Source organism: Stenotrophomonas sp. STEN054 (genome assembly GCF_056854535.1).
Window position 1 is genome coordinate 1 of sequence record NZ_JBXFWG010000043.1, and the last position, 18982, is coordinate 18982.

An 18982-nucleotide genomic window follows, 5' to 3' on the forward strand; every position below is an offset into this window, starting at 1 on the left:
GGGGCGCCCCCCCCCCCCCCCCCCCCCGGGGCCCGCCGCCGGCCCGGCCGCCCCCCGGGGTGGGGCCGCGGGCCCCCCGGGCCCGGCCCCGGCGAATGTCGGTTTATTCATGGCGCAGGTAGCGCCGGGCCATGCCCGGCGAGCCCAGCGGCATCAACCGCGTGCGGCCCACCACACGCGCAGCAGGGTGCGCACCGGGGTCGCTTCGATCGGCTTGCCTGCCGCCTGCGCGGCTACACGGGCGCGGGCCAGGCTGGACCAGACGCGGCGCGCGCGCGGGCCCGGCACGCGGGTCGCCCAGCCCTTCAGCAGGTGCCGCGCCCAACGCTGCGTGGCGTTGCTGGCGTCCTCGTCGAGCAGGCTGCGCGGCACACCGGCCACGCCGGCATCCTGCAGGCGCTGGGCCAGGGTCTGCAGCTGCACGGCACGGCCAGCGCCCTTGCGCGGGGTGTCGTTGAACAGCACCGCTTCCACGGCGGCCACCGCGTCGGCATAGTTGGCCAGCGCGCGTTCGGCACCGGCCGCATCGAGCGCGACCGTGCGCGCCTCGACCAGCTCCGGCAGGGTTTCGGCCAGCTGCGCCCACGGTGCACGCACCGGCTCCAGCAGGCGGCCCAGCGGATGGCGCGAGCGCTGCCCGGCCCAGCTGCGCAGCTCCTCGCCCCACCACGCCAGCTTGGCGTCGGCCGGCATCGGGTCGCCGCTGGTGTTGAGCATGTCGTCGAATTCCTGCAGCAGCGCGAACCACGCCACCGCAAGCTCGCGTTGCGATTCGGCCACGAACGGGCCGGCCACCGACCATTCCGGCCAACGGCTGCGCCACTTGTCGAGGAAACTGTCCAGCGCGGTACTGCTCACTACGTCATTCCTTGCGGCTGGGCCGGGGCTGCCGGCCGGGTCGGCCAGAGACTGGCCAGTTGCAGAAGTTCGGCGTTTTCCACCAGTACGTCGGCCTGCCAGGCCAGCGGATCGTCGCTGTGCAGGCGGTAGCCCCACAGCGCCGCCACCGACGGCATGGCCGCCGCGCGTGCGGCAATGATGTCGCGCTCGTCGTCACCCACGTACACGCAGTCTTCGGCGGCAACGCCAATCGCCTGCGCGGCGTGCAGCAGCGGCAGCGGATGCGGCTTGCGCTCGGCCAGGCTGTCACCGCCCACCAGCACCGCGCAGCGCTGCTGCCAGCCCTGCTGCGGCAGGATCAGGCGCGCCAGGTATTCCGGCTTGTTGGTGACGATGCCCCACACGGTGCCTGCGGCATCCAGTGCGGCGAGCATGCCGGCCACGCCGTCGAACAGCACCGCGTGCTGGCCAATCAGCGCTTCATAGCGCTGCAGGAACTCGGGAATCAGCGCATCGCGCGTGGCCGCGTCCAGATCCGGGAAGGCGGCGGTCAACATCGCACGCGAGCCCTTGGACACCACCGGGCGCAGCTGCGCCGGACCGATCGGCGCACGGCCGCGCGCGGCCAGCATCGCATCACAGGTGGCGACGAAATCCGGCGCACTGTCCAGCAGGGTGCCGTCCAGGTCGAACAGCACCGCCAGCGGGAAGCCGGCCGTGGTCATGCAGGCTTGACCGCGTAGGCCAGGTAGTTGATGTCGGTGCGGCTGCTCAGGCGGGCGTGGTTGCGCCACGGCTCGTAGGCCATGCCGCTCACGTCCACCAGCTGCACGTCAGCCTCGCGCAGCCAACGCGCCAGCTCGGCCGGCTTGATGAATTCCTGGTAGTGGTGGGTGCCCTTGGGCAGCAGCCGTGCCACGTACTCGGCGCCGACGATCGCCACCGCGAACGCAGCCGCGGTGCGGTTGATGGTCGACAGGAACAGGTGGCCACCGGGCTTCAGCAGGCGCTTGCAGGCCGCGATGATCGCGCCCGGATCGGGCACGTGCTCGAGCATTTCCATGCAGGTAACCACGTCGAAGCTGCCCGGCTGTTCGGCGGCCAGGTCCTCGGCGGCCTGCACCCGGTAGTCGACCTTGGCGCCGCTTTCCAGCGCATGCAGGCGCGCGACCTTGACCAGTTCAGGGGCGAGGTCAATCGCAGTGACGTCGGCACCGCTCTGGGCCAGCGCTTCGCTCAGCAGGCCGCCACCGCAGCCGATGTCGAGCGCGCGCGCACCGCGCAGCTTCACGCGGTCGGCCACGTACTGCAGGCGCACCGGGTTCAGGGCGTGCAGCGGCCTCTGCGGGCCGTCGGCGTCCCACCAGCGGTTGGCCAGCGCGGCGAATTTGTCCAGCTCGGCCTGATCGAAATTGGAGGAAGCGTGGGGGGCAGTCATGGGGAAGTCCTTGCAGCGCCGGGGTTCAGGCGCGGATATGACGGATGCGCTCGCGCCACTGGCGCGCGTTGGCGATGATGCCCGGCAGGTCCATGCCGACCAGCTCGCGCTGCACCAGCTTCGGCTTGCCGGCAATCCAGACGTCGCTGACCTGCTGGCGGCCGGTGGCATACACCAGCTGCGACAGCACGTTGTGCAGCGGCTGGGTTTCCAGCGCGGATAGGTCGACGCAGACCAGGTCGGCCTGCTTGCCGACTTCGATCGAGCCGATGCGCTCGCCGAAGCCCAGCGCGCGGGCGCCGCCCAGGGTCGAGGCGCGCAGCGTGGTGGCCGCGTCCAGCGCAGTCGCATCGTCGGCCACGGCCTTGGCCAGGATCGCCGCGGTGCGGTTCTCGCTGAACATGTCCAGGTCGTTGTTGCTGGCGCAGCCATCGGTACCGATGGCCAGGTTGACGCCTGCGCGCTGCAGGGCGCAGGCAGGGCAGAAACCGGAGGCCAGCTTCAGGTTCGATTCCGGGCAGTGCACCACGCTGACGCCACGCTCGGCGCACAGGTGGATTTCCGCGTCGGTCAGCTGGGTCATGTGCACCGCGATCAGGCGGTCGTTGACCAGACCGAGGCGATCCAGCCGCGCCAGCGGGCGCTGGCCGTGCAGCTTGATCGAATCATTGATTTCCTGCGCGGTCTCATGGGTGTGCAGGTGCACCTGCATGTCGAGCTGGTCGGACAGCATCCGCACGCGCTCGAAATTGGCATCGTTGACCGTGTACGGCGCATGCGGCGCGAACGCGGTGCCGATCAGCGGATCGGTGCGCCACTGGTCATGCAGTTCACCGGCCTTGGCGAAGTACTCGTCGTCGGTCTTGGCCCAGGCGGTGGGAAAATCGATGATGACCGCGCCGACCAGCGCGCGGAAACCGTGCTTCTTGTAGACCGCGGCCTGCACGTCGCCGAAGAAGTAGTTCTCGTTGGCGCAGGTGGTGCCGCCGCGCAGCATCTCGGCGATGGCCAGGGTGGTGCCGTCTGCCACGAATTCCGGGCCGATCACCGCCGCTTCCACCGGCCAGATATGCTGCTGCAGCCAGGTCATCAGCGGCAGGTCGTCGGCGACGCCGCGCAGCAGGGTCATCGGGTTGTGCGTGTGCGCGTTGACCAGGCCGGGCATCAGCGCCGCGTCGGGGCGGCTGACGACCTGGGTCGCGCGGAAGCGCGCGCGGGCCTCGGCACGCGGCAGGATGGCGACGATTTCGCTGCCACGCACGGCGACGGCATGGTCTTCCAGCACCACCGCATGCGGCTCGATCGGAACGACATAACCAGCTTCGATGAGCAGGTCGCAGGCTTCAGGGAGGTGCGGGCTATCGCTCATGCGGGCTCACTTGGCTGTGGGGGCGGCGCCTGGCTGAAGGCGGTAGCGCCGGGCCATGCCCGGCGGCTGTCCGCTGCGGCGCCAGCGGCGCCGGCAACGGGTTCCGGGCGTTGCCCGGAAAGCCGAGCGTGGGCTCGGCTCTACAGGTAATCCGGCTGCGCCGGATTACTTCACGCGTGCGGAGTATTCGCCCGAGCGGGTGTCGACCCTGACGATTTCATCCTGGTTGACGAACAGCGGCACGCGCACCACGGCGCCCGTTTCCAGCGTGGCCGGCTTGCCGCCGCCGCCCGAGGTGTCACCACGGACGCCCGGATCGGTCTCGGTGATCTTCAGCTCGACGAAGTTCGGCGGCTGCACGAAGATCGGCGAACCGTTGAACAGCGTGACGATGCAGGACTCTTCGCCCTTCAGCCACTTCTCGGCGCCGCCCATGCCGGCCTTGTCGGCCTGCACCTGCTCGAAGGTTTCCGGGTCCATGAAGTGCCAGTACTCGCCGTCGCTGTACATGTAATCCATGTTCGTATCGACAACGTCGGCCACTTCCACGTCATCGGTGGCCTTCATGGTCATTTCCACGGTGCGGCCCGAGCGGATGAAGCGATAGCGCACGCGGGTGAAAGCCTGGCCCTTGCCCGGCTTGATGAACTCGGTCTCGGAGATGACGGCCGGTTCATTGTTGACCAGGATCTTCATCCCGTTCTTGACATCGTTCATGCCCGCAGTGGCCATGCTCAAGCTCCTCAAATGGCGAAACCGCCGCGCGTGCGGCGAGCCGGTAGAATGGAAAACCCACCGGAACCCCGGTGGGCAACTGTTTATGCCCCCATGATAACCGCAGGCCCCCTCTCCATGCAGCTTTCCGCCTTCCCCCGGCCCCAGTCGCCAGGCGCGCCCGCGCGCTGGCAGCAGCTCTGGCGCCAGGCACTGCGCGACCCGCACGCGCTGCTGGCGCGGCTGCAGCTGGACCCGGCGGCACTCGGCGTCTCGGAGGCGGCCATGGCCCAGTTCGCCCTGCGCGTGCCGGAAAGCTTCGTGGCCCGCATGCGCCCCGGCGATGCGGCCGACCCGCTGCTGCGCCAGGTGCTGCCGATCGACGAGGAAATGCGCCCGGCGCCCGGGTTCAGCTTCGACGCCGTCGGCGATGGCGCCGCCAAGAAAGCCACCGGGGTCATCCAGAAGTACCGGGGCCGGGCCCTGCTGGTGGCCACCGGCAGCTGCGCGATCAACTGCCGCTACTGCTTCCGCCGCCACTTCGACTATGGCGCGGAAAATGCTGCCAAGGGCGGCTGGCAGGAGGCCGTGGCGGCCATCGCGGCCGACCCGGACATTGACGAAGTGATCCTGTCCGGCGGCGATCCGCTGTCGCTGGCCACGCACAAGCTGGTCGAGCTGACCGACGCCCTGCGCCAGATTCCACATATCCGCCGCCTGCGCATCCACACCCGCCTGCCGATCGTGCTGCCTGAGCGCGTGGACGAGGAACTGCAGGCCTGGCTGGGCAGCCTGCCGTGGCCGCTGGCCATCGTGGTCCATGCCAACCATGCCAATGAGTTCGATGCCAGCGTGGATGCCGCGATGGCACGCCTGCGCAGCCTGGGCGCGCAGCTGCTGAACCAGGCCGTGCTGCTGCGCGGGGTCAATGACAGCGTGCAGGCACTGCAGGACCTGAGCGAGCGCAGCTTCGCCGCCGGCGTGCTGCCGTATTACCTGCACCAGCTGGACAAGGTCGAGGGCGTGGCCCACTTCGAAGTGGACGACCTCCAGGCCAAGGCCCTGATCGCCGGCCTGACCGCCCGCCTGTCCGGCTACCTGATCCCGAAGCTGGTGCGCGAACTGCCCGGCGACCCCAGCAAGCGCCCGGTGTAGCGGCAGATCCACGCCATGCGTGGATGGGTTGTCAGAGCCCCGAATCGATCATCCGCACCACTTCAGTGGCGGTGACCCGGCGGCTCAGCCAGTAGATCCACGCCGTGCGTGGATGGGCGTCCAGGCAGAGTCATCCACGCACGGCGTGGATCTACCGTCACACACCCGAATCGATCATCCGCACTACTTCGGTGGCGGTTACCGGGTGGCTCAGCCAGTAGCCCTGGCCCAGGTCGCAGCCGCGCTGGGCCAGCAGTTCGTACTGCGCTTCCTGCTCGATGCCCTCGGCCACCACGGTGATGCCCAGCGCATGGGCCATGGCGATGATCGCCGTGGTCAGGGCCAGGTCGTCCGGGTCGCGCTGCATGTCGGCCACGAAGCTCTTGTCGATCTTGACGCCGTCCACCGGCACTTGGCGCAGGTGGCTCAGGCCGGAGAAGCCGGTGCCGAAGTCGTCCAACCAGACCTTCACACCGGTGCGGTGCAGCTTGTCCAGCAGCTGCGCGGCCAGCATTTCGTCGCCGATCACCGCGGTTTCGGTCAGCTCCAGGTGCAGGCGCGAGGACGGCAGCCCGGATTCGTGCAGGCACTGCGCCACCAACGCCGGCAGTTCGCCGCCACGCAGCTGGCGCGGTGACACGTTCACCGACACGAACAGCTCGTCGCCGGCCGCGCCACGCGGCCACTGCGAGGCTTCCATGCAGGCCGCACGCAGCACCTTCGGGCCGATCACCTCGATCAGGCCGCTCTGCTCGGCCACTTCGATGAACACCGACGGCGGAATCGTGCCCAGGGTCGGGTGCTGCCAGCGCAGCAGCACTTCCACGCCCACCAGGCGGCGGTCGCGCATGCGGAAGATCGGCTGGTAGGCCAGGCGCAGCTCGCCGCGCTCCCAAGCGCCGCGCAGCTCCTGTTCCATGTGCACGCGACGCTCGACCGCGTGGTCCATCGCCCGGCTGTAGTAGCGGTAGCAGTTCTTGCCGGCCATCTTCGCCTGGTACATGGCGATGTCGCCGTTCTTCAGCAGCGTGGTGGCGTCGGCCGCGTCGTCCGGGTACAGGGTCACGCCGATCGAGGTACCCAGGAACAGCTCCCTGCCCTGCACCACCAGCGGCTTGCCCAGCTCGCGCACCAGCACTTCGGCCAGCAGGCGGGCATTGGCACCCACGTCGCCGTCGCCGACGAGAATCACGAATTCATCGCCGCCGAACCGCGCCAGCAGCGCATCATCGCCACCGGCCTCGGCCACGGCATGGCCGATGCGCTGGGCGAACTGCAGCAGGGCCTCGTCGCCGGCCTCGTGGCCCAGCGTATCGTTGACCCGCTTGAAGTCATCGATGTCGGCAAACAGCAGGGCCAGCCGGTGCTTGGACGCGCGCGCAGCCATCAGCCGGTGGTCCAGCGCCTCGCGGAACGCCAGGCGATTGGTCAGCCCAGTCAGTGCATCGGTATAGGCCATGTGCCGCACTTCGCGGTCATGGCGGGCGATCGCATCACGCATGCGGGCAAAACCGCGCACCAGCTCGCCGACCTCGTCATCGCGGGTGTTCTCCCGCAGCGGCGCCTGGTAATCACCGGATTCAATGCGGCGCGCGGCGGCGGCCAGGTCGCGGATCGGCGTCACCAGGGTGCGCTGCACATACAGGATGACCGTCACCCCGATCACCACCAGCAGGGCCAGCATCAGCAGCAGCCAACCCAGGTGGCGGCTGCCGACCTGCTGCAGGCGCTCGCCGAGGGTGGCATTGGCGGCCAGCTCGCGCTCCCTGACCTCGTCCAGTGCCATGCCCACGCGGACACCGCCGATACGCTGCTTGCCGACCATGATCGGCATGGTGTTGTCGAGCACGCTGGCCGACTGCTGCACCAGCAGGCCCTGCGCGGCGGTCGCCGCCGTGGCCAGCGGGTCGGTCATCGGCTTGCCGAAGCCGGGCACGCCGACCGAGCCGTCATGCACCAGCCGGCCCTTGCTGTCGAACACCAGCACATAGCGCACTACCTGCTGCCGCGAGGTTGAGCGCACCAGCGCGCCCACCTGGCCCAGGTCGTTGTAATAGAGCGGGTTGGCCAGCGAATCGGACAGCTCGCGCGCCAACGCCTCGCCGCGGCTGCGCACGCTGCGGTCGAACAATTCATGGATGACGCCACCGCTGAGGCTCTTCACCTCGCTCTGCATCGTCGCCTGGCGCCCGAGCATCACCGCCAGGATCGCCACCACCACCAGCATCGCCCCGCCCATCGCGAGCAGGAAACGGGCCTGCATCCCCGAGCCGAGCCACTTCATGCCACTTCCATCCGTACGTGTCCCGACTGCACTGCCCACTCCCATCCACTGCACCGCGCACGCGCGGCTGCCGGACGCTGCAGCAGCGCCCGGCCCTTCGTTGTTTCTGTGACCTTGTCGATCCGATACCACGCCCGCAGCGCGCCCTCTACGGCCGTGGCCGCGCGGACAGGCCGCCATGGAACCAGGCTCAGCAATCCCCACTGCGTTGCCTTACATGAAGCCGACACAAGCTCATCCCCCAAGGTATCCGGACAGACTACCCGAAAAAATGAGACCGCCGTCAGCCTTGTTTGCCGTTTTCCCGCGCCAGCCGCGCCATGCGCTGGGTATCGGCCAGGATGCCGCGCAGCAGGCGCACTTCCTGTTCGGTCGGCTCGCCACGCAGGAACAGGCGGCGCAGCTTGCGCATCGCCGATTCGGGCGCACGGCCCTTGTGGAAATCGATCTCGTCGAGGGTGTCGCCGAGCTGGGCGAAGAAGCTCTCCATCTGCTCGTGGCTGGCCACCGGCTCGCGGACGTCCGCCGGCTCGGCCTCGGCCGCCGGCTGCGCGCCCAGCAGCTGCATGCGCGTCTCATAGGCCAGCACCTGCACGGCGGCGGCCAGGTTGAGCGAGCTGAACGCCGGGTCGGACGGGATATGCACCGCCGCATGGCACAGCTGCAGCTCTTCGTTGGTCAGCCCGGTGCGCTCGCGCCCGAACACCAGGGCGACCTCGGCGCCCTCGCCGGCCTTGGCCACCGCGCGGGCGGCCGCGTCGGACGGCAGGTACTCCTCCAGCTGGACCCGGCGCGCACGCGCGGTGCAGCCCAGCACCAGGGTGCAGTCGGCCACGGCCTCGGCCAGGGTGGCCACCACCGGGGCGTCACCCAGCACGTCTTCGGCACCGGCCGAGCGGCGGAAGGCCTCCTCGTCCAGCGGCTTTTCGGGCGCGACCAGGACCATGCGGGCCAGGCCCATGGTCTTCAGGGCGCGGGCGGCGGCCCCCATGTTGCCGGGGTGCTGGGTACCGACCAGGACGAATCGGAGGCGGGTGGCGGCAGGAAACTGGGACATGAACAGGGAAATTGTCGAGCTGGACGAAGACCAATGGTAAACTGTGCGGCCGGCCACTGCGCCGGACCCGCTCTTTTCCCCCGCCAGCCCTACCTCTTCTGCCTTTCCGGGAGCCCACGCCATGCAGAAACCCGCCGTCACCGTCATGGTCAAGGCCGCCCGCCTCGCCGGCAACGTCCTGTTGCGCAACATCAACAAGCTCGAGGCGCTCAATGTAGTGCAGAAGGGCCGGATGGATTACGCCAGCGAAGTCGATGCCGACGCCGAAAAGGTGATCGTCAAGGAACTCAAGCGCGCCTACCCCGAGTACGGCGTGTTCGGCGAAGAGGGCGGCGTGCAGGGTGGCCACCGCAACATGTGGGTCATCGACCCGCTGGACGGCACCAGCAACTATCTGCGCGGCGTGCCGCACTACTGCGTGTCGATCGCCCTGGTGGAAAACGGCGAGCCGACCGATGCGGTCATCTTCGATCCGCTGCGCAATGAACTGTTCACCGCCAGCCGTGGCGCCGGTGCCGTTCTCAACGACCGTCGCATCCGCGTGGCCGACCGCAAGGACCTGGGCGGCACCATGATCCACACAGGTTTCGCCCCGCGCGAGCGTGCCCGTGCCAGCGCCCAGCTGAAGGCGGTCGACGCCCTGCTGGTGCAGGCCGAGGACATCCGCCGCAGTGGTTCGGCCGCGCTGGACCTGGCCTACGTGGCCTGTGGCCGCGCCGATGCCTACTTCGAAGCCGGCGTGAAGGCCTGGGACATCGCGGCCGGCGTGCTGCTGGTCCGCGAAGCCGGCGGCAAGGTCTGCGACTTCAAGGGCGCGACCCTGGCCCGCATGGACAACCGTGGCCCGGACACCCAGCAGGTCGTGGCCGGCAACCTGAAGGTGGCCGAGTCGCTGCAGAAGGTGCTGGTGAACACCGGCTACGCCGCCGAGTTCGACGCGAAGTTCTAAGCGTCCCGGTAACGCGGCTCACTGGAACGGCACCTGCGAAGGTGCCGTTTTTGTGTGTGCTGCGCGCGGTGCCGCAAACGAAAACGCCCGGCACTTGGCCGGGCGTTCGTGTTGCCGGGTTGAAATCCGTCGCTTACGCGGCGGTCGAAGCGCGCAATGCGGCGATGCGCTCTTCCAGCGGCGGGTGGCTCATGAACAGCTTCTTCGCCGTCGATCCGGCAATGCCGAAGGCCGCGATCTGGGTCGGCAGGGTGCTTTGGCCGTGGTTGAGCTGCAGGCGTTCCAGCGCGGAGATCATCTTCTGGCGACCGGCCAGCGAGGCACCACCTGCGTCGGCACGGAACTCGCGGTGACGCGAGAACCACATCGAGATCATCGTCGCGAACAGGCCGAACACCATCTCCAGCACGAACACGATGATGAAGTAGGCGAAGCCACGGCCGCCACCTTCGCGGTTGCCCGACAGCGCGCTGTCGATGATGCCGCCGACCACGCGGGCCAGCACGATCACGAAGGTGTTCAGCACGCCCTGCAGCAGCGCCATGGTGATCATGTCACCGTTGGCGACGTGGGCGATCTCGTGGCCCAGCACTGCTTCGGCCTCGTCCTCGCTCATGTTGTGCAGCAGGCCGGTGGACACCGCCACCAGCGCGTTGTTGCGGTTGGCACCGGTGGCGAAGGCGTTGATCTCCGGCCCGTCATACACGGCCACTTCCGGCATGCCGATACCGGCCGCCTTGGCCTGGCGTTCGACGGTGGCCAGCAGCCAGCGCTCGGTCGGGTTGCGCGGTTCGGTAATGACCACCGCACCGGTAGAACGCTTGGCCATCCACTTGGAGAGCAGCAGCGAGATGAAGGAACCACCAAAGCCGAAGATGCCAGCCATGACCAGCAGGCCGCTCATCGAACGGGAGTCCACGCCCAGGATGGACATCACGATGCCGGCAAGGATCAGCACCGCAAGGTTGGTGGCCAGGAAAAGGGCAATGCGGGTAAACATGGGGAATTCCGGCTCGGAAGGGGTCGATATCTGCCAATCTGCGGTGCAGTCAGCTTGAATTCAAGCGCCAACCTGACCGACGATTCAGGCAGCATGACTTCACCCATTCCCTGCGGCCGCTTCGCGCCCTCGCCCACCGGCCTGCTGCACGCCGGCTCCCTGCTCGCCGCCTTCGGCAGCTGGCTGCTTGCGCGCCATCACGGTGGCCTGTGGCGGCTGCGCATCGAGGATGTCGATCCACCGCGCACGGTCGCCGGCGCGGCGCAGTCACAATTGGAGGCGCTCGCCGTATTCGGCCTGGACCACGACGGCGACGTGCTCTGGCAGAGCGCGCGCGGCGACGCCTACCAAACCGCGCTGGACGTGTTGCTGGCCAGCGACCGGGCCTTCGTCTGCCATTGCAGCCGCAGCGAAGTGGCCGCCGGCGGCGGCATCCACCATCGCTGCGTGGCGCGGCAACCGCGACCGGACCCTGCCGTCCGCTTCCGCGTTCCGCCGGGCAGCGTGGTGCAGTTCGAAGACGGACTGCGCGGCCTGCAGACCCAGGACGTGCATGCCAAGGTCGGTGATTTCGTGCTGCGCCGCGCCGATGGCTGCTGGGCCTACCAGCTGGCCGTGGTGGTGGACGATGCCGCGCAGGGCGTGACCGAAGTGGTCCGCGGCGCCGACCTGCTCGATTCCACGGCGCGGCAGATCCTCCTGCAGCAGGCGCTGGGGCTGCCGGTTCCGCGCTACTGGCACCTGCCATTGCTGCTGGATGCGCCGGGCCACAAGCTGTCCAAGTCCCTCGCCGCCCTGCCGGTGGACAGGAGCCGGCCGGTGCCGGTGCTTCGCCAGCTGTGGCAGCTGCTGGGCCAAGCGCCGACCGCGGTGGACGGCGTGGACGACCTGCACGCCCTGCTGGCCGCCGCACGCCAGGCGTTCGACCCGGCGCGACTACCACGCTCCGACATCCTGATCGGAGCGGGCCTGCGGCAAGCCGGCGCACTTTCCGCGCCGATGTTGCAGAATCCCCTTCCCCCCACCTGAAACCCGGACAGCATTCCATGACTTCTCGCGTCGCACTGGTCACCGGCGGAACCGGCGGCATCGGTACTGCCATCTGCCAACGCCTGGCCGACCAGGGCCACCGGGTCGCCACCAATTACCGCGACGAGACCAAGGCCCGCGCCTGGCAGCAGGCCATGACCGAGCGCGGCTACCACGTGTCGATCTTCCCCGGCGATGTGTCCGAGCCGGAAAGCGCCGAAGCGCTGATCCGCGCGGTGGAAGCCGAGCTGGGCCCGGTAGAGATCCTGATCAACAACGCCGGCATCACGCGCGACACCACCTTCCACCGCATGCGTGCGGACCAGTGGCACGACGTGATCAACACCAACCTCAATTCGGTGTTCAACGTCACCCGCCCGGTCATCGAAGGCATGCGCCGCCGCGGCTGGGGCCGGGTCATCCAGATCAGCTCGATCAACGGCCTGAAGGGCCAGTACGGCCAGGCCAACTACGCTGCGGCCAAGGCCGGCATGCACGGCTTCACCATTTCGCTGGCCCGCGAGAACGCCGGTTTCGGCATCACGGTCAACACCATCTCGCCGGGCTACGTGGCCACCGACATGGTGATGGCGGTGCCTGAAGAAGTGCGCGCCAAGATCATCGCCGACATCCCGACCGGGCGCCTCGGCAAGCCGGAGGAGATCGCCTACGGGGTGTCCTTCCTGGTCGCCGACGAGGCCGCCTGGATCACCGGCAGCAACCTGGACATCAACGGCGGCCACCACATGGGCTGGTAAGGCCTCAGGCAGCGGCAGCGGGCACGCAAAGGCCCCTGCCGTTGGTCATGCTGCGCAGCACGCAAACCCTTGCTGCGCAACATGATCGGGCGTGAAACCCAAGCCCGGCGGGGGCTGCAGCGGTTGCCAAGGCTTGTGCACTGCGCCATGCTGCACATCTACAGTGACGAGTGACCGCTTCATGGCTGCGACCCGCATCATCAAGAAGTATCCGAACCGCCGTCTCTACGACACCGAAATTTCCAGCTACATCACCATAGAGGATGTGCGCCAGCTGATCCTTGACGGTGAAGACTTCGAGGTCCGCGACGCCAAGAGCGGCGATGACCTGACCCGTTCGGTCCTGCTGCAGATCATCGCCGACCAGGAACAGGACGGCGAACCGATGCTGTCCACCCAGCTGCTGAGCCAGCTGATCCGCTTCTACGGCGATTCGCTGCAGGGCTTCATGGGCAACTACCTGGAGCGCAGCATGCAGGTCTTCCTCGACCAGCAGCAGCAGTTCCGCCAGCAGATGGGCAACCTGCTGGGCCAGACCCCGTGGGCGATGATGAACCAGCTGACCGAGCGCAACCTGGAGCTGTGGCAGGAATTCCAGCGCAACATGGGCACCGGCTTCGGCGGCCCGCGCCCCGGCGGTACGGGCACCGGCACCGGCAACAAGCCGAGCGAGCCGGGCACCAGCACCGGCCGGTGGCAAGACCCGGCGCTGAGGCGACCGCACCGGCTGACACGAAAACGGCGCGCCCTCTGGCGCGCCGTTTTGTTCTGGAGGGCGAACACCGGTGGAGTCGACCGGGTAGCGTCAGCGCTTCAGCTTGCAGCCCGTGCAGACGCGCTCGACCTTGTAGCCCTTGGCCTTCAGCTTCTCCACCACGCCATCGCCGCCCAGCAGGTGCAGGCCACCCACCACCACCAGGGTGCCGCCCTGCCCGTCCTGCAGGTACGGCAGCAGCTTGGGCACCCACGCATCATTGCGCGCGGTGTTGATGCGCTGGTAGAGCTGCGGATACTGCTGGCGCATCTCCACGGCCATCTTGTTCCACAGCACGCGGTCATCGCCGCGGCGCCAGGCCTCGTGCAGCATCAGCGACTGCTCATCACCCTTGTCGGCCTGGTCCAGCGCCTCGGCCATCATCTGCCGCTGCTCCTGCTGGCTCATGCCGTCCAGCAGGTTGATCTGGCTCTGCATGTCCTCCAGCCCGCCGGTCTGCTTGCCCGCCTTCTTCGCCTCCGCCATGAAGTGACGGTCCAGGCCGAGGTTCGCATCCAGGCCCATCTTCTGCATCTGCCCGATGGTGATGTTGAGCGCGACGAACCAGCTCTTCATGCCCTGCAGCTGGGCCAGCGGCAGCTTGTTCTGGGTGGCGTAGGCCTGCAGCTTCTGCCAGGTGGCGTCATCCAGGTCGCGCTTCAGTTCACTGCCATCGCGGCGGATCGCGGTCTGCACCATCTGGGTGGCGGCCTGGGGCGATTCCATTTCCTCCGGCGACACCTCGAACAGCACCCGCTTGGACGCGGTGAAGACCTGCTCGACATCGGCCGACAACGGGTAATCGGTGGGCTTCAGCAGGTGGAACGAACCCAGCAGGTACACACGCGCATCGCCCGGGCCGGTCACCTTCCACAGCAGCGGCACCGGCGGCTTGGCCGCGGGTGCTTCGGCCGGGGCGCCACGCGCAGCGGCCAGGGGGGCGGCCGCGCAGGCCAGCAGCAGCACGGCGCCGCGCAACAATGATCTGATCGACATGATCAGCCTTCTCCTTCAGGCAGGTGGTACGCCTTCTCGCCGGCGTCCACGCGCAGGTCCAGCCGGTTTTCCGGCGGCGCCAGCGGGCAGGTCGCATACGGGGTGAAGGCGCAGGGTGGGTTGTAGGCGTGGTTGAAATCGATGCGCACGCTGCCATCGGCGGCCGGTGCATCGATGTCCAGGTAGCGACCGGCCGGATAGCTGCCGTGGCCGCTGGTGCGGTCGGCGAAGACCAGGAACAGGGGCTCGCCGGGCGCACCGATCGCTTCCATGCGCCAGCTGCGGCCGTCGCGCTCGAACTCCACCGCGCCGGCATTTGGCATTTCGGTGGTCAGGCCGGTGATGTCCACGATCGGCAGCGTCTTGCCGGCGGGATGGGCGATGAAATGCGCCTGCACCTGCCAGTCGGGACCGCCGGGCCAGTACTGGATGCCGGCGAAATCGCGGCGCGCATCCGCGTCGGCATGCTTGACCCGCAGCGCATCGCGCGGGCCACGGCGGATGATGCTCAGCTGGCCTTTGCCGCCATCGAAGGTGAGCACGGTGGGCGCGGGATCCTTGTCGGTGTTCATGCGCACGCGGCCACGCACCGTCTGCCCGTCCAGGCTGATCTCCACCCCGGCTTCGGGGCTGAACCACCACTGGTCGCCCTCGCGCCGCAGCAGGCCCATCTTGTGCGGGCCCACTGCCAAGCGGATGCCACTGCTGGCGCCGCTGCCGATGAAGTGCGACTTGTACTGCAGCCAGTGCAGGCCGACCAGCGCGGTCCAGCCATCGGGCCGGGTCAGGTCCTCATAGCGCTGCACGCGCCACTGCTGCTGCCCCGCCGCGAAGGCCGGATCTTCCTTCACCACCGGCACCGGCGCCGGTCCCGGGCTGCAGGCGGCCAGCAACACGGCGACCAGCATGCCACCCACTCCCCGATGACGCATGGATGCTCCCCTCAACGTTGCGGGCCTCAGCGGCCGCGCAGGAACCAGCGGTCGATTTCCGCCAGCGAAAACCGTGCCCAGGTCGGCCGGCCGTGGTTGCACTGGCCGGAGCGCTCGGTAATTTCCATGTCGCGCAGCAGCGCGTTCATTTCCGGCACGGTCAGGCGCCGGTTGGCGCGCACCGCGCCGTGGCAGGCCATGGTCGAAAGCAGTTCGTCGCGCGCACTGGCGATGCGCCGGCTCTGGCCATGCTCGCGCAGGTCGGTCAGCACGTCGCGCAGCAGGCCTTCCGGCTCGGCGTTGGCCAGCAAGGCGGGAATGCTGCGCACATGCAGCGCGCCCGGGCTGGCGCGGGTGACTTCGAAACCGAGCGCGGCCAGCGTTTCCGCTTCCGTCTCGGCGGTGTCGGCCTCGCGCTCGCCCACCGCCAGGGTGATCGGCACCAGCAACGGCTGTGACTGCAGGCCGATGCCATCGTGGGCGTTCTTCAGCCGCTCGTAGCCGATGCGCTCGTGGGCGGCGTGCATGTCCACCACGATCAGGCCTTCGGCATTCTCGGCCAGGATGTAGATGCCGTGCAGCTGGGCAATGGCGTAGCCCAGCGGCGGCACGCCAGCATCGGCACTGGTCACCGGCAGGCCGTTCTCGCTCGGCATCGGCGGCAGCGCACTGCTGCGTTCGCCTGCACCGGGTGCGGCATACAGCGCGGCATAGGCCGCGGGCGCATCGGCCACCTGCAGGCCCAGCGGCTGCTGCGGGCGCCACCCGGAGAAGCCACCGCCACCGCCGCTCGACCCGGGCGCGGCACCGCGCACCAGCCCGAAGCCCGATGCACCGGCGCTGGACGGCATCGGTGCGGCCCCCATGTCCGCAGGATGGACCGCACCGGCACCGATCTCCTGCGCGGACATACCGGCGCGGGTATCGGCCAGCGCGTCCTTCAACGTGCGGTAGACGAAGTCGTGGACCAGGCGCGAATCGCGGAAGCGCACTTCATGCTTGGCCGGGTGCACGTTGACGTCGACCCGGGTCGGGTCCAGTTCCAGGAACAGCACATAGGCCGGCTGGCGGCCGTGGTACAGCACATCGCCGTAGGCCATCTTCACCGCATGGGCGACACTGCGGTCGCGCACCGAGCGGCCGTTGACGTACAGGTACTGCTGGTCGGCACTGGCCCGTGAATAGTGCGGCTGCGCGATCCAGCCATGCAGGCGCAGGCCGGCACCGGTGTGGTCCACGCGCACGGCCTGGTTGGCGAAGTCCTCGCCGAGGGTCTCGGCCAGGCGCACATCGGAATACAGGTCACCGGGCTTGTAGCGGCGCGAAGCCTTGCCGTTGTGCGACACGCGCAATTCGACATCCGGGCGGGCCAGCGCCAGCGAGCGCAGCCATTCTTCGATGTGGCCCATTTCCGTGCGCTCGGCGCGCAGGAACTTGCGGCGCGCCGGCACGTTGTAGAACAACTCGCGCACTTCCACGGTAGTGCCCGGCGCATGTGCGCGCGGCGTCACTTCGCCGATCTTGCCGCCTTCGATCTGCAGCGCCGAGCCGTGCTCGTCGTGCGCGCGGCGCGAGGCCAGGGTGAAGCGGCTTACCGAGGCGATGGACGGCAGAGCTTCGCCGCGGAAGCCAAGGGTGGCCACCGATTCGAGGTCGTCGAGATCGGCGATCTTGCTGGTGGCATGCCGCGAGACTGCCAGCGGCAGCTGCTCGGGCGCGATGCCACTGCCGTTGTCGCGGATGCGGATGAGCCGCACACCGCCCTCTTCCAGATCGATGTCCACACGGCTGGCGCCGGCATCGATGGCGTTCTCGACCAGTTCCTTGACCACCGATGCAGGACGTTCGACCACTTCGCCGGCGGCGATCTGGTTGATCAGGATTTCCGGCAACGGCCGGATCGGGCGCGGATGGGGAGCAGACGTCATGCAGGGATGATAACGGAGCCGCGGGCCTCGGCGGCCATCCCGCGCTGCGCGCGTTAGAGTCGACCGTTGGTCGACTGCACGGTTGCCGAAAACATGAACCGTGCGCAAGGCACGCAGTCGACCAATGGTCGACTCTACTTGCTGCCGCCGGCCATGGTGGCGGCAGCGTCGATCTCGGCCTGGGCGCGGGCTGCGTACAGCGTACCCGGCGGCGGCTGCCGGCTGAAGAAGGTATGCACGCCATCGAGCACCGCACCGGCGACCTTGCGCTGGTACGCCGGGTCGGTCAGGCGGCGTTCTTCGTCCGGGTTGGAGATGAAGGCGGTTTCCACCAGCATGGCCGGCATGTCTGAGGTGCGCAGGACCGCGAAGTTGGCGCGCTCGAGGTTCGGCTTGTGGTTGTTGCCGATCCGCTTCAGGCCGCCCAGCACGTGGCCGGCCGCGTCTTCGGACGCCTTCATGTAACCGCTCTGGGCCAGGTCCAGCAGCACGTTGGCCAGGGTGCCCTCGGTCTGCTGCAGGCGCACGCCACCGACCAGGTCGGCTGCGTTTTCCTTGTCGGCCAGCCAGCGCGCGCGTTGCGAGGAGGCGCCCTTGGTGGAAAGCACGTACACCGACGAACCGGTGGCCGAACGGTTCTCGGCAGCGTCGGCGTGGATCGAGATGAAGATGTCGGCCTTGTTCGCGCGCGCCTTCTGCGCACGCATCGGCAGCGGGATGAACACGTCGCTGTCGCGGGTCAGGTAGGCCTTCAGGCCCGGCGTCGCGTTGACCTGGCGGGCCAGTTCGCGCGCCACGGCCAGGGTGACGTCCTTCTCGCGCTTGCCGGTCGGGCCGATGGCGCCCGGATCCTGGCCGCCATGGCCCGGATCGATGGCTACCACCAGGTGGCGCATGCCCGGCTGCATGCGGATGCGCGAGGCATCGCTGGGCATGGCCGGTCGCGGCGCTTCGGCGGGTGCCGCGGCAGACGTGGGTGCAGGCGCCGGTGCGGCAGCCACCACGGCACGGGTCGGCTGGCCGGCGAGGATCGCGGCCGGCGAGGACGGCGGCGGCGTGCTGCTGGCACTGATGCCGGCAGCGGCCACCTGGGCCGGGGTGGTGGTCGGGGCCGGCGCCGGCGCGACCGGAGCGGCGGCACTGGCGCTGGCCTGCTGCTGCACCTGGGCCGTCAGCAGCGCGGTGGCGCGCGCAGCATCACCACGCGACTGGGCGTTCTGCGCGTTCTGCGCGGCGGCGGCATCGGCGGCGGACGGGGTGACTGCGGCGGTGGCCGCAGGCGCAGCCGGGCGGGCGGCCGTCGCCGGGCCATCGCCCGGCCACTCGATCACCAGCTTGGATTCATTGCCTTCACGCTGCATCTGCGGGCGGAACGGCGACACAGATGCAGCAAGGTCGAAAACGACACGGAACGTACCCGGCACCGGCTGTCCGGTGCGGACGGCAGTTACCACGCCCTGCGCGGCCGGCATCTTCAGGTTGTGCACGGCGCTGGAATCGGGGAAGTCGATCACCAGCCGGTTCGGCGAGGACAGCGACAGGGTCTTGTAGCCGCCGCTGCCCACGAGGGAGATCTCGGCGCGGGTACCGGTCGCGCCGGTATTCAGCTGGACCTGGCGGACCTCACCGGCCCACGCGCAGACGCTCGCCAGACCTAGTCCGACGGCGGCACAGATGGCGATGAGACGGTTCCCCAGGCGCATGGTCAGGATTCAATCACCGCGCTGAACGGAATGCAACACCTTTTTCCTTAATAATCCGTAACCTGCCGATGTTTGT

Annotated in this window: 16 protein-coding genes and 1 pseudogene; 5 read left to right on the plus strand and 12 right to left on the minus strand. The window is 68.7% G+C overall.

Annotation, left to right across the window (positions count from 1 at the left end):
* Window positions 1-153: 153 nt before the first annotated feature.
* The 5 genes from AC1VXD_RS15405 to efp all read right to left on the minus strand — a co-directional run bounded on the left by AC1VXD_RS15405 (window position 154) and on the right by efp (window position 4379).
* Complete coding sequence (locus AC1VXD_RS15405; RefSeq protein ID WP_482992783.1) at window positions 154-858, minus strand: phytoene/squalene synthase family protein; 705 nt, start codon at window positions 856-858, stop codon at window positions 154-156.
* Window positions 858-1565 carry a phosphoglycolate phosphatase gene (locus tag AC1VXD_RS15410; protein WP_482992784.1) on the minus strand — a complete coding sequence of 236 codons (708 nt, stop codon included), beginning with the start codon at window positions 1563-1565 and terminating at the stop codon, window positions 858-860. Before AC1VXD_RS15410 ends, AC1VXD_RS15405 begins: the two co-directional genes overlap by 1 nt.
* On the minus strand, window positions 1562-2278 hold the full coding sequence (gene ubiG, locus AC1VXD_RS15415) for a bifunctional 2-polyprenyl-6-hydroxyphenol methylase/3-demethylubiquinol 3-O-methyltransferase UbiG (RefSeq protein WP_482992785.1): 717 nt from the start codon (window positions 2276-2278) through the stop codon (window positions 1562-1564). Before ubiG ends, AC1VXD_RS15410 begins: the two co-directional genes overlap by 4 nt.
* 25 nt (window positions 2279-2303) lie before the next feature.
* Entirely contained in the window at window positions 2304-3647 is a 1344-nt protein-coding gene (locus AC1VXD_RS15420) for a TRZ/ATZ family hydrolase (protein WP_108747050.1), read from the minus strand.
* A gap of 165 nt (window positions 3648-3812) precedes the next feature.
* A complete protein-coding gene (efp, locus tag AC1VXD_RS15425) occupies window positions 3813-4379 on the minus strand; it encodes an elongation factor P (RefSeq protein WP_116863874.1) in 567 nt (188 codons plus the stop codon).
* A 120-nt stretch (window positions 4380-4499) separates the two neighbouring features.
* Here efp and epmB point away from each other — a divergent pair, with 120 nt between their 5' ends.
* Window positions 4500-5516: an EF-P beta-lysylation protein EpmB gene (gene epmB, locus AC1VXD_RS15430; protein ID WP_482992786.1), complete on the plus strand. Its 1017-nt coding sequence runs from the start codon at window positions 4500-4502 to the stop codon at window positions 5514-5516.
* A gap of 157 nt (window positions 5517-5673) precedes the next feature.
* Here epmB and AC1VXD_RS15435 read toward each other — a convergent pair whose 3' ends face one another.
* Window positions 5674-7800 (minus strand): putative bifunctional diguanylate cyclase/phosphodiesterase, encoded by a 2127-nt coding sequence (locus tag AC1VXD_RS15435; RefSeq protein ID WP_482992787.1) that lies wholly within the window; start codon window positions 7798-7800, stop codon window positions 5674-5676.
* A gap of 283 nt (window positions 7801-8083) precedes the next feature.
* The gene (locus tag AC1VXD_RS15440) at window positions 8084-8857 is read right to left on the minus strand and encodes an RNA methyltransferase (protein WP_482992788.1); all 774 of its coding nucleotides are present in this window, start codon (window positions 8855-8857) and stop codon (window positions 8084-8086) included.
* A gap of 121 nt (window positions 8858-8978) precedes the next feature.
* Here AC1VXD_RS15440 and AC1VXD_RS15445 point away from each other — a divergent pair, with 121 nt between their 5' ends.
* On the plus strand, window positions 8979-9806 hold the full coding sequence (locus AC1VXD_RS15445) for an inositol monophosphatase family protein (protein WP_079222538.1): 828 nt from the start codon (window positions 8979-8981) through the stop codon (window positions 9804-9806).
* Window positions 9807-9939: 133 nt separating this feature from the next.
* Here AC1VXD_RS15445 and htpX read toward each other — a convergent pair whose 3' ends face one another.
* Window positions 9940-10806 carry a protease HtpX gene (gene htpX, locus AC1VXD_RS15450; RefSeq protein WP_482992789.1) on the minus strand — a complete coding sequence of 289 codons (867 nt, stop codon included), beginning with the start codon at window positions 10804-10806 and terminating at the stop codon, window positions 9940-9942.
* Between the two features lie 93 nt (window positions 10807-10899).
* Between htpX and gluQRS the strand changes: the two genes are divergently transcribed.
* From gluQRS to phaR, 3 genes and pseudogenes are all read left to right on the plus strand, one after another.
* Complete coding sequence (gene gluQRS, locus AC1VXD_RS15455; protein WP_482992790.1) at window positions 10900-11835, plus strand: tRNA glutamyl-Q(34) synthetase GluQRS; 936 nt, start codon at window positions 10900-10902, stop codon at window positions 11833-11835.
* 17 nt (window positions 11836-11852) lie between these two features.
* Window positions 11853-12593, plus strand: coding sequence for an acetoacetyl-CoA reductase (gene phbB, locus AC1VXD_RS15460; RefSeq protein WP_482992791.1), 741 nt, complete (start codon window positions 11853-11855; stop codon window positions 12591-12593).
* 181 nt (window positions 12594-12774) lie between these two features.
* Window positions 12775-13047 (plus strand): annotated as a pseudogene (gene phaR / locus AC1VXD_RS15465) (polyhydroxyalkanoate synthesis repressor PhaR); the annotation flags it as partial.
* A 351-nt stretch (window positions 13048-13398) separates the two neighbouring features.
* Here the strand turns inward: phaR and AC1VXD_RS15470 are convergent.
* The 4 genes from AC1VXD_RS15470 to AC1VXD_RS15485 all read right to left on the minus strand — a co-directional run bounded on the left by AC1VXD_RS15470 (window position 13399) and on the right by AC1VXD_RS15485 (window position 18906).
* Window positions 13399-14343, minus strand: coding sequence for a TraB/GumN family protein (locus AC1VXD_RS15470; protein WP_482992792.1), 945 nt, complete (start codon window positions 14341-14343; stop codon window positions 13399-13401).
* A gap of 2 nt (window positions 14344-14345) precedes the next feature.
* Complete coding sequence (locus AC1VXD_RS15475; RefSeq protein ID WP_482992793.1) at window positions 14346-15275, minus strand: DUF1684 domain-containing protein; 930 nt, start codon at window positions 15273-15275, stop codon at window positions 14346-14348.
* Window positions 15276-15301: 26 nt separating this feature from the next.
* Window positions 15302-17203, minus strand: a complete 1902-nt coding sequence (gene mutL, locus AC1VXD_RS15480; protein WP_482992794.1) for a DNA mismatch repair endonuclease MutL — start codon at window positions 17201-17203, stop codon at window positions 15302-15304.
* Window positions 17204-17337: 134 nt separating this feature from the next.
* Window positions 17338-18906 carry an N-acetylmuramoyl-L-alanine amidase gene (locus AC1VXD_RS15485; protein ID WP_482992795.1) on the minus strand — a complete coding sequence of 523 codons (1569 nt, stop codon included), beginning with the start codon at window positions 18904-18906 and terminating at the stop codon, window positions 17338-17340.
* Between the last annotated feature and the right edge of the window lie 76 nt (window positions 18907-18982).

Bases quoted from the DNA above. Each gene is read 5' to 3' on its own strand.
- AC1VXD_RS15410 (WP_482992784.1), bottom strand. From the start codon at position 1,565: ATGACCACGGCCGGCTTCCCGCTGGCGGTGCTGTTCGACCTGGACGGC.
- ubiG (WP_482992785.1), bottom strand. From the start codon at position 2,278: ATGACTGCCCCCCACGCTTCCTCCAATTTCGATCAGGCCGAGCTGGAC.
- AC1VXD_RS15420 (WP_108747050.1), bottom strand. From the start codon at position 3,647: ATGAGCGATAGCCCGCACCTCCCTGAAGCCTGCGACCTGCTCATCGAA.
- efp (WP_116863874.1), bottom strand. From the start codon at position 4,379: ATGGCCACTGCGGGCATGAACGATGTCAAGAACGGGATGAAGATCCTG.
- epmB (WP_482992786.1), top strand. From the start codon at position 4,500: ATGCAGCTTTCCGCCTTCCCCCGGCCCCAGTCGCCAGGCGCGCCCGCG.
- AC1VXD_RS15435 (WP_482992787.1), bottom strand. From the start codon at position 7,800: ATGAAGTGGCTCGGCTCGGGGATGCAGGCCCGTTTCCTGCTCGCGATG.
- AC1VXD_RS15440 (WP_482992788.1), bottom strand. From the start codon at position 8,857: ATGTCCCAGTTTCCTGCCGCCACCCGCCTCCGATTCGTCCTGGTCGGT.
- AC1VXD_RS15445 (WP_079222538.1), top strand. From the start codon at position 8,979: ATGCAGAAACCCGCCGTCACCGTCATGGTCAAGGCCGCCCGCCTCGCC.
- htpX (WP_482992789.1), bottom strand. From the start codon at position 10,806: ATGTTTACCCGCATTGCCCTTTTCCTGGCCACCAACCTTGCGGTGCTG.
- gluQRS (WP_482992790.1), top strand. From the start codon at position 10,900: ATGACTTCACCCATTCCCTGCGGCCGCTTCGCGCCCTCGCCCACCGGC.
- phbB (WP_482992791.1), top strand. From the start codon at position 11,853: ATGACTTCTCGCGTCGCACTGGTCACCGGCGGAACCGGCGGCATCGGT.
- AC1VXD_RS15470 (WP_482992792.1), bottom strand. From the start codon at position 14,343: ATGTCGATCAGATCATTGTTGCGCGGCGCCGTGCTGCTGCTGGCCTGC.
- AC1VXD_RS15475 (WP_482992793.1), bottom strand. From the start codon at position 15,275: ATGCGTCATCGGGGAGTGGGTGGCATGCTGGTCGCCGTGTTGCTGGCC.
- mutL (WP_482992794.1), bottom strand. From the start codon at position 17,203: ATGACGTCTGCTCCCCATCCGCGCCCGATCCGGCCGTTGCCGGAAATC.
- AC1VXD_RS15485 (WP_482992795.1), bottom strand. From the start codon at position 18,906: ATGCGCCTGGGGAACCGTCTCATCGCCATCTGTGCCGCCGTCGGACTA.